Origin of the sequence: Pseudomonas sp. ML2-2023-3, from assembly GCF_037055275.1 — a bacterium.
GTDB lineage: Bacteria > Pseudomonadota > Gammaproteobacteria > Pseudomonadales > Pseudomonadaceae > Aquipseudomonas.
This window is the reverse complement of the sequence record NZ_CP146343.1, coordinates 432,737-447,026: the sequence shown is the minus strand read 5'-3', so window position 1 is coordinate 447,026 and position 14,290 is coordinate 432,737. Positions and strand designations below refer to the sequence as shown.

At 51.5% G+C, this 14,290-nt stretch carries 14 protein-coding genes, 1 tRNA gene and 1 pseudogene; 1 reads left to right on the top strand and 15 read right to left on the bottom strand.

Annotated elements, in window-relative coordinates:
• Nucleotides 1–454: 454 nt before the first annotated feature.
• From V6P94_RS01925 to V6P94_RS01870, 12 genes are all read right to left on the bottom strand, one after another.
• Nucleotides 455–1,246: a hypothetical protein gene (locus tag V6P94_RS01925; protein WP_338648968.1), complete on the bottom strand. Its 792-nt coding sequence runs from the start codon at nt 1,244–1,246 to the stop codon at nt 455–457.
• A gap of 312 nt (nt 1,247–1,558) precedes the next feature.
• Nucleotides 1,559–1,927 carry a hypothetical protein gene (locus tag V6P94_RS01920; protein WP_338648967.1) on the bottom strand — a complete coding sequence of 123 codons (369 nt, stop codon included), beginning with the start codon at nt 1,925–1,927 and terminating at the stop codon, nt 1,559–1,561.
• 7 nt (nt 1,928–1,934) lie between these two features.
• A complete protein-coding gene (locus V6P94_RS01915; protein WP_338648966.1) occupies nt 1,935–3,326 on the bottom strand; it encodes a hypothetical protein in 1,392 nt (463 codons plus the stop codon).
• 417 nt (nt 3,327–3,743) lie between these two features.
• Nucleotides 3,744–4,871 (bottom strand): DUF6575 domain-containing protein, encoded by a 1,128-nt coding sequence (locus tag V6P94_RS01910; RefSeq protein WP_338648965.1) that lies wholly within the window; start codon nt 4,869–4,871, stop codon nt 3,744–3,746.
• Nucleotides 4,868–5,248, bottom strand: coding sequence for a hypothetical protein (locus tag V6P94_RS01905; RefSeq protein WP_338648964.1), 381 nt, complete (start codon nt 5,246–5,248; stop codon nt 4,868–4,870). The genes V6P94_RS01910 and V6P94_RS01905 overlap by 4 nt, the downstream gene beginning before the upstream one ends.
• Nucleotides 5,249–5,899: 651 nt before the next feature.
• Complete coding sequence (locus V6P94_RS01900; protein WP_338648963.1) at nt 5,900–7,912, bottom strand: phage/plasmid primase, P4 family; 2,013 nt, start codon at nt 7,910–7,912, stop codon at nt 5,900–5,902.
• Between the two features lie 62 nt (nt 7,913–7,974).
• Nucleotides 7,975–9,141 carry a tyrosine-type recombinase/integrase gene (locus V6P94_RS01895; protein WP_338648962.1) on the bottom strand — a complete coding sequence of 389 codons (1,167 nt, stop codon included), beginning with the start codon at nt 9,139–9,141 and terminating at the stop codon, nt 7,975–7,977.
• Nucleotides 9,142–9,949: 808 nt separating this feature from the next.
• Nucleotides 9,950–10,255, bottom strand: a complete 306-nt coding sequence (locus V6P94_RS01890) for a hypothetical protein (RefSeq protein ID WP_338648961.1) — start codon at nt 10,253–10,255, stop codon at nt 9,950–9,952.
• Between the two features lie 78 nt (nt 10,256–10,333).
• A complete protein-coding gene (locus V6P94_RS01885; RefSeq protein ID WP_338648960.1) occupies nt 10,334–10,726 on the bottom strand; it encodes a hypothetical protein in 393 nt (130 codons plus the stop codon).
• Between the two features lie 15 nt (nt 10,727–10,741).
• On the bottom strand, nt 10,742–11,320 hold the full coding sequence (locus V6P94_RS01880; RefSeq protein WP_338648958.1) for a hypothetical protein: 579 nt from the start codon (nt 11,318–11,320) through the stop codon (nt 10,742–10,744).
• A gap of 88 nt (nt 11,321–11,408) precedes the next feature.
• A complete protein-coding gene (locus V6P94_RS01875; protein WP_338648957.1) occupies nt 11,409–11,567 on the bottom strand; it encodes a hypothetical protein in 159 nt (52 codons plus the stop codon).
• A gap of 247 nt (nt 11,568–11,814) precedes the next feature.
• A complete protein-coding gene (locus V6P94_RS01870) occupies nt 11,815–12,477 on the bottom strand; it encodes a hypothetical protein (RefSeq protein ID WP_338648956.1) in 663 nt (220 codons plus the stop codon).
• Nucleotides 12,478–12,589: 112 nt separating this feature from the next.
• Between V6P94_RS01870 and V6P94_RS01865 the strand changes: the two are divergent.
• Nucleotides 12,590–12,744: pseudogene (locus V6P94_RS01865) on the top strand (IS630 family transposase); the annotation flags it as partial.
• A gap of 30 nt (nt 12,745–12,774) precedes the next feature.
• Here V6P94_RS01865 and V6P94_RS01860 read toward each other — a convergent pair.
• The 3 genes from V6P94_RS01860 to V6P94_RS01850 form a co-directional block, all read right to left on the bottom strand.
• Complete coding sequence (locus tag V6P94_RS01860) at nt 12,775–13,095, bottom strand: hypothetical protein (protein WP_338648955.1); 321 nt, start codon at nt 13,093–13,095, stop codon at nt 12,775–12,777.
• 127 nt (nt 13,096–13,222) lie between these two features.
• Nucleotides 13,223–13,522 (bottom strand): hypothetical protein, encoded by a 300-nt coding sequence (locus V6P94_RS01855; protein WP_338648953.1) that lies wholly within the window; start codon nt 13,520–13,522, stop codon nt 13,223–13,225.
• A gap of 663 nt (nt 13,523–14,185) precedes the next feature.
• Nucleotides 14,186–14,261 (bottom strand) — tRNA-Phe (locus V6P94_RS01850).
• Nucleotides 14,262–14,290: the final 29 nt, after the last annotated feature.

Below are 14,290 nucleotides of genomic sequence, written 5' to 3'. Positions count from 1 at the left end.
AGTCATGGGTGAACGAACCCGGGCGCGTAGCTAAATCGCGGCCAAAAAAAAACCCGCACCAGGCGGGTTTTCTTTGTTTTGAAGTGATGTAAACACCACATCAAAACTGAATGTGGTGCCCAGAGACGGAATCGAACCGCCGACACGGGGATTTTCAAGTCGAAGGCCTTTGCAATGGCTGTGATCTCCGTCGATTCATCAAGGACCTTGCGGGCCTAAAGCGGCCCGTCCATGGGTGAAGGATTTCGTTGAGTGATCGTCTTCTAAAACAGTGCCGCGATGTCCTTGATCGAGCCGTGTTGGTCCCAGCAGGTGATGGGCTTAATGCCTGACGAGTTCCGCACGATGGCCCGGCGAGCGACTGGCAAGTTTTTGGGTCGCATCGAGAGTTCGTTCGGAAAGTAGTTCCGGCAATCGACTGGATGGTGTGGATATCGGCATGTGTTGACACGTTCTACCCGGCACAGGACAGTCGAGCTACTGGCAACAAGCGCACCAAATACTCCCTTGCAGCTCTTGCCTGCTTGCTGATGGCACTCGGATGTTGGATGCGGTAGGACTGAAGGCCATCGGCCATCTCGAACGTCCATAGCTGTTTCTCGCTGATGCCGTGGTCCGTAAAATTTCTGCTATTGAAGCAAACGCGCTCCATGCCTTTGTATGGGAAGTAGGCTGCGCGGACTTTGGCGCTGCTAGCGCCATTCGCAAAGATCACGATGTCGGGTTTGAGTGCTTCGATCTGTGCCTTGAGCAGCAGTTCCGAGTAGTGCTTGACGATGTCTGCGTGCGGTCCAAGCATCGGGTTGGTTCGGTTGAAGTCGAAGCAGAAAAGGTTCGCCCAAATTAGCCCGTCTCTGCCTGATGTTTCGGCGACTGCGCGCATGAAGTTGAAGAACGTACATCCTTTCGCCAGGGGCCTGCTCTGCTGGCTTTTCTGGAAACTTGAATGCAGTGCCACTGACCGCCGGATGTAGTCTTCCAGCCCGTCGTATGGATCGTTTTTGAGGACATTCCAGCCCCTTGTCTCCCGTCCCACAACCATGATTCTGTTTTTTGCGTGCTCGTAACCGTCTGGAGCTGATGATAGGAACAGACCAGACAAGCCCTTATATAGGGTTCGTTCTTGCAGTGAATTGTCAAGCATAGCGGGATCTATACCATGGAGAGCGCGTGCATACAGGTTGACGAGGTGATCGTTAGTAGACGGCGATGAGGCACAGCGCTCAGCTTGATTGACGGTAATCATGATCTATTTCCCTGGGAGGCGTAATTGCACTGACTTGACCATCCAGCTGCTTTCCTCCTGACCAATATATGCTGTAGTGACGACCGGTCGCACACGGCCCAAAGTGGACGGTCGCGGCGTATGAAAAACCAGAGCGCCTCACCATAGCCTTCCGGCTGGAAAACAAGAAGGCCAATGATCAGAGCGAACGCTTAGCCATGCGGAGCGCAAAAATGCGCCTGATCGTAGGCAGTCCCTCTGGAGCAATACAGCGGCCCGAGAAGCTTACCCAAAGTGAGGCGCGATCACGAAAAAGGAATAAATCAATATATTTTAATTCTTCATCAATCTTAAGTAGCTGTCTTTTTTCACAATAACTTGCAGACTTCCCTTGTAATCTACTATTTCACCATAGGCACAAACTTTCCCCCCTTCAATCCCCGCGAGGCTGCCAAACTTTTTTTCAAAACCTGCTGTATCAGAATTCCAAATTATCACGGCCAATGGCTGGTTTGGATAGGGCTTGTCAAAGTTGATAACTGTACGATTAGTTAGTTTTTTGACCTCAACTGCTTGCCCGCAGACTAACAATGTCTCGCCAACATGGAAAGGTGCCTTGCTGGCCTCTATCGTATTGGCGGCCATAGCAAATTTAGTGAAAAACAAACTGATGAGCACGGCGATTAATCGTGACTTATACATTATTTACCTACTTGGTTATTAACTGCGCACGGTCGCGCAGGGTGATTTGGGGCTTACCTTTGTAGCTGCTGATCTGTCCCTCAATACAGACTGTACTATTTATTTTCTGATTAACACCAGAGAAATTTTTTGCGTACTCATTCCAAACTACAGCGGTAACTGTACTATTTGGATAAGGCTTGTCGAAATTCAAGTAAGTGACTTTGTCAGTCTCTCGAATCTGTACAATTCTTCCGCAGAGCGTTGTTTTCTCACCGACATGCCTGCTCGCTTCTGTTGTGCTTAAATGATCGTTGGTCGGAACGTTAGATGCACCTAAAGACGTATTACTATCTGACTCCGGCGGAGTGACGTAACGGGTCGAAACTGCAAGCTGAGGCTGGCTATTTGAGTGCATAAAAAAGCCAATCGTGACACTTGCAATCAGCACGGATACAAAAACAATCAGCGGTATTTTTCTAGACTCAGGCAGTTTAGACTTATTGCTTTTCTCCAATATAGTTAGCAACTGCTCAGTGATCAGAGCTAATTCTTTTTGACTAAAGGTTCGCTCTGCTTCGGCAGATGACATACCCAAGCTTGCCCCAGCAGCAACGCTGGAAATATGGTCTTTTGCAGCTTGCGCGGTCTGTGAGTCCGCTTGCTGAAGTTGCTCAGGTTGGTTGATTGCCATGTTGGGATTTTTTTCTGCAAGGTTTCCAAGCTCTCTTTTAGTGTGCTCGTAATCCTTAATGGAATCATCGCGAGAAGATTTATAGTAAACAGTTTCTTGCTCTCGATTGCTTAGATTTTTTTGCAGCTGCGCGCTGCTGCTTAATAATGTATTGTATTTGCTTTGGAGCTGCACCGTTTTTTGTTGATCTTTTTGCAACTCGGCAATCTTCAGGTTCTTTTGTGTGATCTCACGTTCAAGACGATTTTTTTCATTCGCTATGCGCAGCTTGGCTTCCACAGCGCTAGAGTAGTCAAATTCTTGCTTAAGTAGTTCGCTGCGAATTTCTTGGATTACAAATTTTGGTTCATTCAGCCAGGTTTTATTTGAATAGCGTAGCAGCATGCACCCTAGAGCGCGCAATAGTCCATTCTGTCGAGAAAGAAGGTCATTCCAGCGATTATGGTTAACACTTTGATCTTGATTTTGAATCTTCCCCAAACCGTCAATTTCAATCGCTAAACGAATGCCTTTCTGCTCATTAAGTATCATGAAGTCAATGCGTCTATTGCCACTATTCTGGTCTTTAAACGGAAACTGGGCCTTTACATGGCTGGGGTTTATCTCAGGGATTCTTGTCAGTATCTGCTCAACAAATCGCACCTCAAAGTTTACAGGGTGCTCCATCAAGTGCTTGTTGTCTTCTATCCATTGCGTCCATTGGTTTTCACGTTGGCTATTGTTCATTGTTTTTGAAGGACTATCCCTACCCCACTGTAAATTAACGTGCCGCGCAAACTTCAATCAAGTCCCGGCGGAGCCCCACGGCGCATGGCCACTTCGAACCCAATGAAGAAAGGGAGCGAGATACGACCGGTCAGACCTAATGGTTCGTGTTGGGCTAGTATCATTCCCCACAGATCTCGTGTTTATTGATCCGATATTACCTAAGTATCTACCCTAGGCCAATATAGTATTGCCTAAGATTTTTTGCCGCCGCTTAACAGCTGCTACTGAATCGCAGCTAAATTATTAGACTCACCTGACCGATTTCCTTTGGCCGTTAATTGCCCTCTACGAAGGGCAGTTATGGGTCGTTTTCCGCCCCTCGTTATAGCCAGGAATCAGCTAAATAGCAGACGACCAGAGTCAGCGCAGTTAGATCTACGATGCAGGCTCAAACCCCGTGAGATAGATTTTTCTCACCTCTCGTCCCGTTCCCAACATCTCAATGCGCTCTTCACAGCGAAATATGTAGCGGTCGCGCAGAATTATCCCCGCAAGATTGACTCCTGAATCTTCTCCGACTCCGCCACTGTAAGCGACGTCCTCGACGTAGATTTTCCAAGCCCCAGCAGTAACGTCAGCGGAATCTACAATCCCTACGAGTTCTAAGGATTCAACCCCAATATCCTGACGGGTGCGACACCGCTGAATAATATTATGAGCGCTCGCAACTCGAATTTTGCTTACGCTAGACTTGCTCATTCCTGGGGTGGACCAGCGGTTAGTAAGCTGACAGTTATTTTCTGCGATAAAATTTAGTAATCCGAGTAACGAGGATGCAGCGTGCCCCTTGACATTGAGTAGGAATTCTACGGCGTTATCTGCATTATCTGTCGCATCGAGAAACTCATTCAGCTTCTGAAATGCAACGATTAATGCCTTATTTTCTCCCAGCATGTCGCAGCGTTCTGAACTGCGCACCTGAACTGTAAATGAGCCAAAACCAAATCCGAATACGTCCGACTCGTACGGTTCTTCATTTTTAGGTATGGGCTTACCCATCGACTTAGAAGATGCTCTTGCTAGGTTCTTAATTACAGACTGATATATATTCAAGAAAGCTGAAAGTTTGCGAGTTCTTATGCGGGGTTCGTATTTCGACTCTGGCACAGATAGAGAGGCAAACGCCACCGTCGTATTCAGCTCTTGGGCTTTTACAAGGACCTCGTCATTGAAAAAGAACTCAAGCCCCGGATCAGGAAGTATGTCGGGAGTGACTTGAAACGAAGGCAGAAATGAAATCTCAAACTGGGCCGTTAAATCATCTGGTGTAGCCGTGTAAAACTCCGACACCTCAGGCTCTTCGTAAACACTTCTAAGATCAATTTTTCCTGTTAGAAGCTGTTCACAGCGCTGAATTGAAACTGGGACGCAGAGAAAAGAGTGACCTGCCTCGGTCACTTCAGAAACCATACAAATATAGCGGCGTCCGATTGTGTCATTTGCCACGAAGACTTGAGGGAAATCGTATTCAAGGAGCGTGTGCAAAAGCTTAATCGTCTTCATGCACTTTCCTCGGTAACGCCGCTCATTTGAAAGCTTCGGGAACGCCACCATGAGTAGTGGCTACTTTGTCCGGTCTTTTTTGCGACGCCATCCTCTCTGCCGAGAACAATTTTTACTTTTGCTTTCTGCCTATGAATCGCCAGTTTCATTACAGGATCGAGGTCTTCCGGCTTTGTGAAGACGGAGATGGCCCGAGCTTGGCACTCTGGCGTCGAGAATTTTTTCGCTGGAAAAAGTGCTCGATGGGAAAGGAAGTCTTGTTCTTGAGGTGCCTCACTTGCGCACAAACGGAAGCAGACGAACTCTTGGAGGCCGAAGGCATCCGAAGGAGGGCATTGCTCTGGTAGCTCCTCGTACCACTGGTGTTCAACATCCATCTCGACAGTCCATTGTGCGGTAAGCTTTGAGGACCACATCCTATCGACCGCGAAATGACGTGTCACTGATTACTAAAAAAATATACGTCAGGCACCACACCCATGCATTTCACCGTCGCTCTGCTTCAAGCCTTCCACCCCCCTAAGCAGGGTCGGCACTGCATTAGACCCTGCTCGTAATCGCGAAATCTAGACATTCGACAGGCTGCTTTTGGCCGATTCTGTTGAAAAAGTCGCCACGGCCTAGCCGCCCATGCATTGGGCAGTGAGAACGTCCATTTTGCATGCTGCTATGTCAAATCTGAGCCCTGAACATTCTGCGCAAAGCATGGATTTCAATCTCCGACGCGTACTTTTCTGCCGTGGAAACCGAAGCCGACTTTTTCAACAGAATCGGCCGTTCTCTGCCGGCCGTTTTCTTCAGCTTGAATTGGTCAAGCCAGATGCAAACGGTGTTCAGTGCAAATGCAGTTGTCAGACCAGTGGTCGGGCAATTAGGCGGCTAAGCGCATGCGCTTAAGCAGGCAGGACGACATCGAGCTAATCGGCGATCCGGTCATCAGGATGCTGGAGGGTAGTTGATACCTCTGAAAGAAAAAAGCGCACAGCCCATCAAGGACTGTGCGCTTCGAGTTTTCAGGCGGTTGAGGTTCAGGCAGCCAGTTCATCGTCGATGTTGGCAAGCTGAGGGCCAGTAGGGGCCGTCCCCCGCTCTCTGCACTCACTCACCAATCCGGCTTCCTCCAGGGTCTTTACCAGCAGCTGGTAGTAGCGCTTGCCATTAGACTTAAGCACCGTGACGCCCAATCCCGTCAGCTCTCGGCCAAGGCGGGGCAGTCCAAGAGGAATGCAGCCGGTGGCCGAGCAGTAGTCGCGGTACAGCTGGTAGATGTCAGCGATCAGCACCTTTCCGCCAGGTCGAACCTTGCCATTTTCGTCCAGCAGAATGATGTCTCTGAAGAACAATTCCACCGGGTTATTTTCCTGCTTGAACTCCTCTAGAGCCGAGAGGCTCGACGGCACCTTGGTGAAATCGTCGTTCTTGAGAAGCCGCTGGAGACCCTCCAAGGCCCAGACAAAGATGCCAGCGCGTTCTTCGTGGAGCTTACGGACCAAGTCGCGGTCCTGTTCGTGGGGTTGGATGACGCGATTGAACGGCAGCAGCAACACCCGCCGGAAGAACCCGTGGGAGGTGTCGTTGACGCGCGGCAGCTGGTTCATGGCCACCACAAAGCGGGTATACGGGGCAAAGTAGAAGGGGTCTTTGCCTTTGCGTTCGCCCTGGATGAGGTTGCCTGCGACTGCCTGTTTGAGCAGGTCATCTTGCAGCGGAACGTTTGCCGGCAGCTCATCGTTGAGGTTGGCGAGCTTGCCGATCAGTTCCGCCGCCTGGAAGCGTTGCGACAGGCGATGCAGAGGAATCGAAGAGATGTTGGCATCACCGAGAAGGATGGCAATGACCTCGTTGATCACGCTCTTGCCGTTAGAGCCTCGTCCTACCATCCACAGCATCTTCTGGAAGCGAGTGCTGGGGATCAGCAGGTAACCCATGAACTCCTGAAGTAGGGCGATTTTTTGCGCCTTGTCCTCGTCAGGGGCAAACACGTCGTCGAGGAATTGCAGCCACAGCTCGCAGGTCTCAGCCGAATCGTAGGCATAGTCCATGACGCTGCGCAGGTAATGGTCGGGCTTCGACTTCACCATCTTGCCGGTACGCGGATTGAGAGTGCCGTTCTCAAGGGCGATCAGTGGGGCACACTGCGCCCCCTTCTCCAGCCACGGCGAGAGCGGAAAGGTCTCATGTCCGTAGCGTGCTGCCAGCTCGTCTACGATCTCCTGGGCTTGCCGCCGCGTGATTTCATCTGGAAAGACCTCGGTCATGATCAGTTTGCACAGCTGCTTCTCGCTTACGCTCCACCAGCTGCCTTCGGCGTAGATGTAGAAGCGTCCTTCCGCGTAGATCGGGGCGATCATCGGGGATAGATGTTTCAGCACCTGTTTCATCAGCTGGACGATTTCCAAACCCTTGCTGGACTCCTCCGATCGTTTTGCTCGGCGTGAAGACTGGGCGGGCTTGCTGAGGTAACGCTCACGGTCGCCATCTTCAAGCGCGGGCAGACAGTCAAGGGTCCAACCTTCCGAGGATTCACTTACCTTCACGACGTGGCCATCCTCGGTTCCCGGCTGGCAGGACGGCAGGAAGTAAAGCTGTGCTATACGAAGGCTGGCGGGGTCAGTCGGTAGACCGACCAGCTTCGCGGCACGCTCGACCGCACTCTTATCCCCGTAGTCTAATGCCGAAACAGGCTGAGCAAACGGCAGCATCACGCGGAGCTTGAGAGCCTCTCCTTGCGAGGAGTAAGTGGTGTATACGATGTGGGCTTTTCCAGTGGCTTCCAGTCGCGTGATCAACTCGACAACTGCTGCGTTTTTTTGGGGCTGATCAATGTCGAGCACGATCCCCGAGACCGACTGGATGTTGTCCTTTATATGGGGCTGCCTAGGTTCGCAGATGCACATGGTGAAGAGATTGCCATCCATCTTGTCAGCGAGCGGGGCATGTTGCGCACGGCGGAAGAAGTCGAGGAAGTTCGGCAGCGAGAGCTTTTCGGTCTTGGTCGGACGGCGGCTTTTGATGGAGTTGAACAGGTTCAGGGTGATCATGTGTCGGTTCTCGAAAAAAAGAGACCCAGCCGCCTTGGCAGGCGGCGGGTAAGCAATCGGGGTCAGGAGGCCTTGGTTACTACATCGGAAACCAGCTGCGAGACATCCCGCAGGGTTTTAGAGGCCAGATGGCTGTAGCGCTGAGTGGTCTGAGGGCTGGCATGCCCGAGAAGCGCCTGCACTTGGTAGAGCGTGGCCCCCTGGTTCACCAGAAGACTTGCGTGCGAATGCCTCAGGTCGTGAATGCGGACCTGCTCCACACCAGCAGCCTTGAGGATGCGGTGCCAAGCTTTGCGGGCATTGCAGAGCGGCTTCATCGGATCTTTGCCGGGGAAGACCCAAGGCGAGTCTTTCACGCGGGGTAGATCAGCCAGCAGGCCGCGAGCTGCGTCGTTGAGTACGACGTAGCGCGTTCTGCCCGACTTGGTCTTCGGCAGGAACAACGTTGCCTGTTCCAGATCGACGTGCTCCCAGCGAGCTTGTAGCGCTTCTTCGCGGCGAACCCCAGTCAGCAGAAGAAGCCGGACGGCTGCTCCGGCGTACTTGTTAGCCTCTTGCTGGGCGGCAGCCATGACCCGACGAGTCTCGTCCTGGTTCAGGAACCGCTGATGCGACAGACTTTCCTTGAACTTGTCGATGCCCTCGCAGGGATTCTTGCCCTCCAGTTCGCCCCACTGTGCGGCCAGTTTGAACATCTTCGACAGCAGGGCCAGATGCCGATTGCAGGTGGCCGGCGCCAACGTCACCCGAAGCTTGCCGAGGTACATGTGGACATCACGAGTACCGATGTCGCGCAGCCGCTTTTCTCCAAAGGCAGGGACTAGATGGTTGCGTACCTTCGACTCATCGCTGTTGGCCGACTGCTTGTACTGCTGTGCCCATGGCAGGTAGTGGTCGACGGCGTACAGCTTGAAAGGCATCGAAGCCTTGGTGCGCTCTTGGTCTACCTTCGGATCAATACCTCGATCCACAAGAGCTCGCATCTCCCGGCCGATGCTTCGAGCGGCATCGACGTCAATGCCAGGCCACTCGCCGATACGAATGGCCTGCTTCTCGCTGTTGAGCGTGTACCTGAGCCACCAGATTTTCCGGCCGCTCTTATAGACCTGTAGCTTTAGCCCCGTCACCTGGTGGTCGGAGTGTTCGGTACAAGTCGCACGCGAAACCGCGTTATGAACAGCCTGTCCGATGGAACGATTGGTCAGCTTGAGCGTGGTGCGACTAGTCATGGGCGATGCTCCCATGGTCAGTCCGAGACAGTTCAAGTTGATGCGCTACGGATAGCCCTAGGATGTACCCAAGACTTTGATTGAGATGCGCGACACGGACGTGTCGCACGAAAGCGTACGTAAAGCTCATGATTTTGTATCCCGCGCTGAAAGTTGAGTTTCAAGTCAGCGGGAAAACGTTATCTTCGGGCTTTTCCCCATGCACAGCTGAATCAGCTGGCATTTCCCTATCGTGATTTTGGCTCCGATGCCAGCAACCCCTCATGGTTACAAACCTGCTTCCACCAGACGAGTCTGGCTCTGCAAGTGGTGGCCCTACGAAGAACGTAGGCGCTGGTTAACGCAACAGCTTGCGGTGTTTATCAGTGCTTTGGGAAGCACTGTGAGACTAATGCCATTGCGGCCTTTTATTCGGGGTCTACACCACAACTTGTGGAATCCCTAGCGAACGTCTGAGTACGTCGCAACTCGTGTACTGCATGTTTTGCGACGCAGATTAATCCACTTGTCGTCGATTAAAGTCAAGAGCTTTTGCTCGGTCGAGTCGAGACTGTGGAATCCTTGTGCCTGGGTGGGTGACTGTTTGATGGGAGGGGTATGAGGTGTCGCCTAGCAAGGCGCTAGGTGGGGCGGGGAAAGCTTTCGATTTGTTTTCCAGCGGTCGGTCGGTCCATTTCCGGTCGGAGTGGCTCGGTTCGGAAGCGATGCTGCTGAAACGTGCCTGCCCTCCCTGCCCTCACTGTGGGTCGATCACGATCCAAGAAGTGAGGGCAGGGAGGGCAGGCACTATCGCTTCCAGCAATCCAAGTCAGTAGTCGTCCGGCATTAGCACGCAGGTTGACGATCGATCTGCTTCCGTGATGACCCAGGCGCAGAGGGCGCATCCAGGTTCGAGCTGGTAGCTGGAGAGAATCCGGCCACCGTGCTCGATAGCGTGCTCGTTGGCCTGAAGGTCAGCGTGAGATATATGGCCGAAGTCACCGGTGACGTGGTGGGTGAGCAGTGAAAGGGGCGTGATGTTGTGCTCCAGCGGCGCGGCCAGAGCGGCCAGAGCGGCGGGAGTGGCGAATAGGCGGCCTGTTTGGAATCGGGTAAGCAAAGCTGAGGAGATCATCGATCAACTCCTAAAAGGTAGGGAAAAAGGGCCTTAAAACGGTCATGGCACTAGTAGGCGTGATTCGCCCGGTAATGGTCAGGGCTGGGGTGGTGAGGAATATGGTTTGGTTGCATGCTGCTGGCAGAAAGTCAGTAGGGCTTTGTCGATGCGGTGGTCGGCAGGAACGACCACGACGATGAATTGGCCGCTATCCGATAGGATGTAGGCAATCTCGTAGATCCCATCGTATGCCTCGACCCACTCGAAGGTGGGTGAGTTGTCGGTAAAGTGGCTTTGGAACAGTGGCCAGGCTGCTGCTTCTTCCAGCGAACCCATGCTGTCGCCGGGTTCGACGATGAAGAATTGTCCAAAATCGTTGGTCCACTGATCTGCGTCGAGTTGGATCTCGCCGATCCTGCGTTCGACATACCGACGAATCGCTTCGTCCTCTAGTCCTGACACTTCAGCAGGTGTGCTTATGCGTTGCATCGCGAATCCTCCTGATCAGCCTTTGCACTGCCCTTTCTTGGCTTTTGTATGTTCTGTGGCTGGCGCTTCAGAGTTGTCAGGCGCAGGCAGATCGTCGTCCGTTGCGTCATCGTCGCTGGTGTCTGATGCGTCGGTGGTGCTGGCTGGGGTGGCTTTGGCGGTCGCTTTCTCTTCAGGTGCCAAGTCGATCAGATCTCCTGGCAGGTCTAGCAGGCCAGTTTTCCAGGCTTCCCAGTCTTCACCGAGGATGTGGCGGCTGGTCTGCTCGGGGGCTGGCAGCAGCAGCCCTTCGGCACGCAGAGCGGCAGCGAGGAACCCGGCGTTGTTCGCCGAGCGAGACTTAAAGGCGGCAGCAAAGCGTTTTGACAACATCGCTTCACCTTCCTTGATGCCTTCGACGCAGGCCTCGATCTTTTCGATGGTCAGCAATTCGCGAGAGAACCAGCCGGAGCTATCGTTGTTCATGATGCGAATCCAGATGTTGTCCCGGCCTTCGTCAGCGAGAACTTCGTAAGTGATGCGGCCGGTCGAGTACTGGCCAACTTTGGCTGCTTCGCGAGTCTTCAGGCGTAGTGCGGTAATTGGGTTGGTCATTGTTGGTTCTCCAGAAACGAAAAAACCCCATGGCCGAGTTGGCCATGGGGTGAGAGTGAGGACAGGGAGGGTAGGCGCTACTCTTCAGCTAGCGCTCGAACTTGAGTTTTAGTGATGCGGAGAAGTGGCGCGGCAGGGCTGCATTCTTCCATGCGGCTGTTGGAGCGATGCGAAAGATGATTGGTGGCTGGGGGCGCTGACTGATGCTGGCTTGTACGCGCCGGGTACAAATAGTGACGTTGATCATGGTGGTTTCCTGGCGTTGAGTGAATTGAAAAAGCCCAAGTATTTTGGGCTTTTGGTTTCAGGCCAGGAAAATAATATATGTATGATTTTGTCATCAACTCTAACTCCACGGTTTCCAACGTGGAGTTTTCATCATGTCGAGAAAATGGAGGCCAAGAAGTAGTCCTATGATCAATGTGACTGCGAAAGCAGCTGAGCGTCTTTTGGTAAATAAAAAGTACTCAGTTAGGAGGATTTGGATGTGGAGGTTACTCTGGATATAGCTCTGAAGCACACGCAGTAACTTCGTCTACGCAGCCCTTTTCTATTTCTCCATTTGATATTAGATATATTTGATTGTCGTCAATTTTTAGTGTTTGTGATTTTGTTTTTATTGTATTGCTGTAAGGCCCTTCGTACTCAATGAAGGTTCCTGATGTCCCATAGCTTTCTATTCGTGCGAGCCCACTTTGGTTGATAGTGATGCTTTGTTGAGTTCCAGTGCCACCGTAGAAGTTGAAGAAGCTCTTACCGGTAAATGGAAGTGTGGTGGAGTTTTTGGCTTTTGGTTCGGGTTGCTGCGCCGCTCCCATTCTGATGGTTATAGTTAGTTTCCAGTTATCTTCAGATCTTATTAGCTGAAGTGGCTGTTCCTTGCCGTTGGGGTTTTTAACGTAGACCGTTGCGGAATTTCCATCTGCACTGATCTCTTCTTTTATGATTTCAGCGCGACCTGGCTCTTGAGCGGCTGCAATCATCATGGGGAGCCAGAGTGCAGCCTCTGGAGTTAAATACTTTGCTGCTTCCGCAGCATTCTCATTTTCTGTCGCGGAAATGAATTCTTCTACAGTGGAAGATGGGGTTTCTTGAGGGCTGCAGCCCACCAGTGATATTAGTGCTGATAGCATAGCGAGCTTAGTGATTTTCTTCATGGGTTTATCTTTGTGTGAGTGATGGTTTCTATTGTGTATTACTAATTTATCTTTGGTTTATTCTGCTGCGAGTCTGCAGGATTAGTGGTTTGATTTCTTGGCTGCGGTTTATGGGAGTTTCAGTTCGGTTCTCGTATTGGAAAGCTCGATCAACACGTTCCTGGCACTGCAAAATGTGCAGCCGACTCGCCATGTCTGGAATGCTAAAGGAGAGGACATCTTGAACAAGTCCGACGAGCCTGCGAGGCAATGGCCTCACAGGCATGAGGGGTCTTGTTTCTGCTACAGCGTACAAATTTAGGCAGTTTCTAGCATTGGTATTTGCATGCCAATTTTTGCTGAGGCAAAATTCATGTCTCCGCTTGCAATTGATTGGCCTTTAAAACCTGCGCCTATTAAGTCTTTTATGTAAAGTTTGTTATATATAAAGGCAAAAATAATATTACTCAAACCCATTGTAAATATGGCCAGAACAAACTGAATTAACGTATATTTCCAGTCTCCCCGAAAAAGTGCAGGGAAGCAGCCGAAAAGGAGTGTTGTCCATGAGAAGCCAACGGGAGCTTCCTTCATTGCGCCCGTATGAGGGTTTTTGAAAATTATTGATGTGTATGCCATTTGCTTCTCCAACTGTCTGATAGTATATAAGTTATATGATGTCTGTCATGCCACTGGGTAGTACGTTGTTATTAATACTGGCTTTCGTAATTAAACAAGCCATGGGTCGGTTGGCGGGCACCTAGAGTTAATCCGCTATTTCCCAGATTAAATTTTCCCCATCAGTTGTGACGCTGACGGCTAATTTTTCCTCGCCATCAGGGCTTGATACTTCAAGAAGCCCACGATATTTATTATCGCCTTCTTGAATAAGAGTTAGATCTTTTATTACTACTGATTTGAGCTCAGCGTTTTTGCCAAACTCTTGCTGAATGCTTTCCTTAACTGCGGTGGTAAGCTCGGCGTTCGAGGCGTGAGCGACTTCTAGACAAAGCATGGACAGTAAGATAGCTAATGCGGCTTTTATTTTTTTTGACTTACAAGTCATCTGAGACTCCGCACATGAGGCTGAAGATAGGAATTTGTACTGATGGTTGGCAGCGGTGTCTTGGGGCTGCATGTCATCGCTGAGTACCGCAAGATTGCATGAGCGATGTCTTTCGGGTTTCGTGGCTGGGGGTGTTGATGTGCCAAGAGGACTTTTTAGCGCTGGGTAAGGGGGACGAAGATGCTGATGTGCGTGCACGGCGTTAGTTAATGCAGCTCGGCAGCGCTTGAGCAGTCCATTCTTGGCTGTGAACATAGTTGTGGCGCCTTCCTTGACTTGTGATACCAGCGAGCCCGTTAGCAATATCTCCAAACTCTGCACGAAGACTACTGGTCTTGAGGGCATTTTGCCACTAGGTTCTGTGCGAAAAATAGCGGTGAAGACACCGCAGCGTGCGAACGGGAGAAAGTAATGCGGCGCTGCTGTGAGGTTGGCGGGGGGCAGAAATGGCTTGTTGAGGGAATGCTGGTGCTTGCAAGGCCTCTACGTAGGCCGAGGTCGCCGAGAAGGTTATAGGCTGTGCTACTGAGCCTTTCCTAGGGCGTTGGGTGGGGACGTGTGTTGGTTTGTGGCGTGGACCGAAAATGGCCCGTAGGGCTGTCTTGGGAGGCCCAGAAAGCAAAAAGCCCCAGCGCATGGCTGAGGCTTTTTGTTCGGTATTAGTGGTGCCCAGAGACGGAATCGAACCGCCGACACGGGGATTTTCAATCCCCTGCTCTACCGACTGAGCTATCTGGGCAACGGGGCGCATTAGAAGCCTTTTTCGAT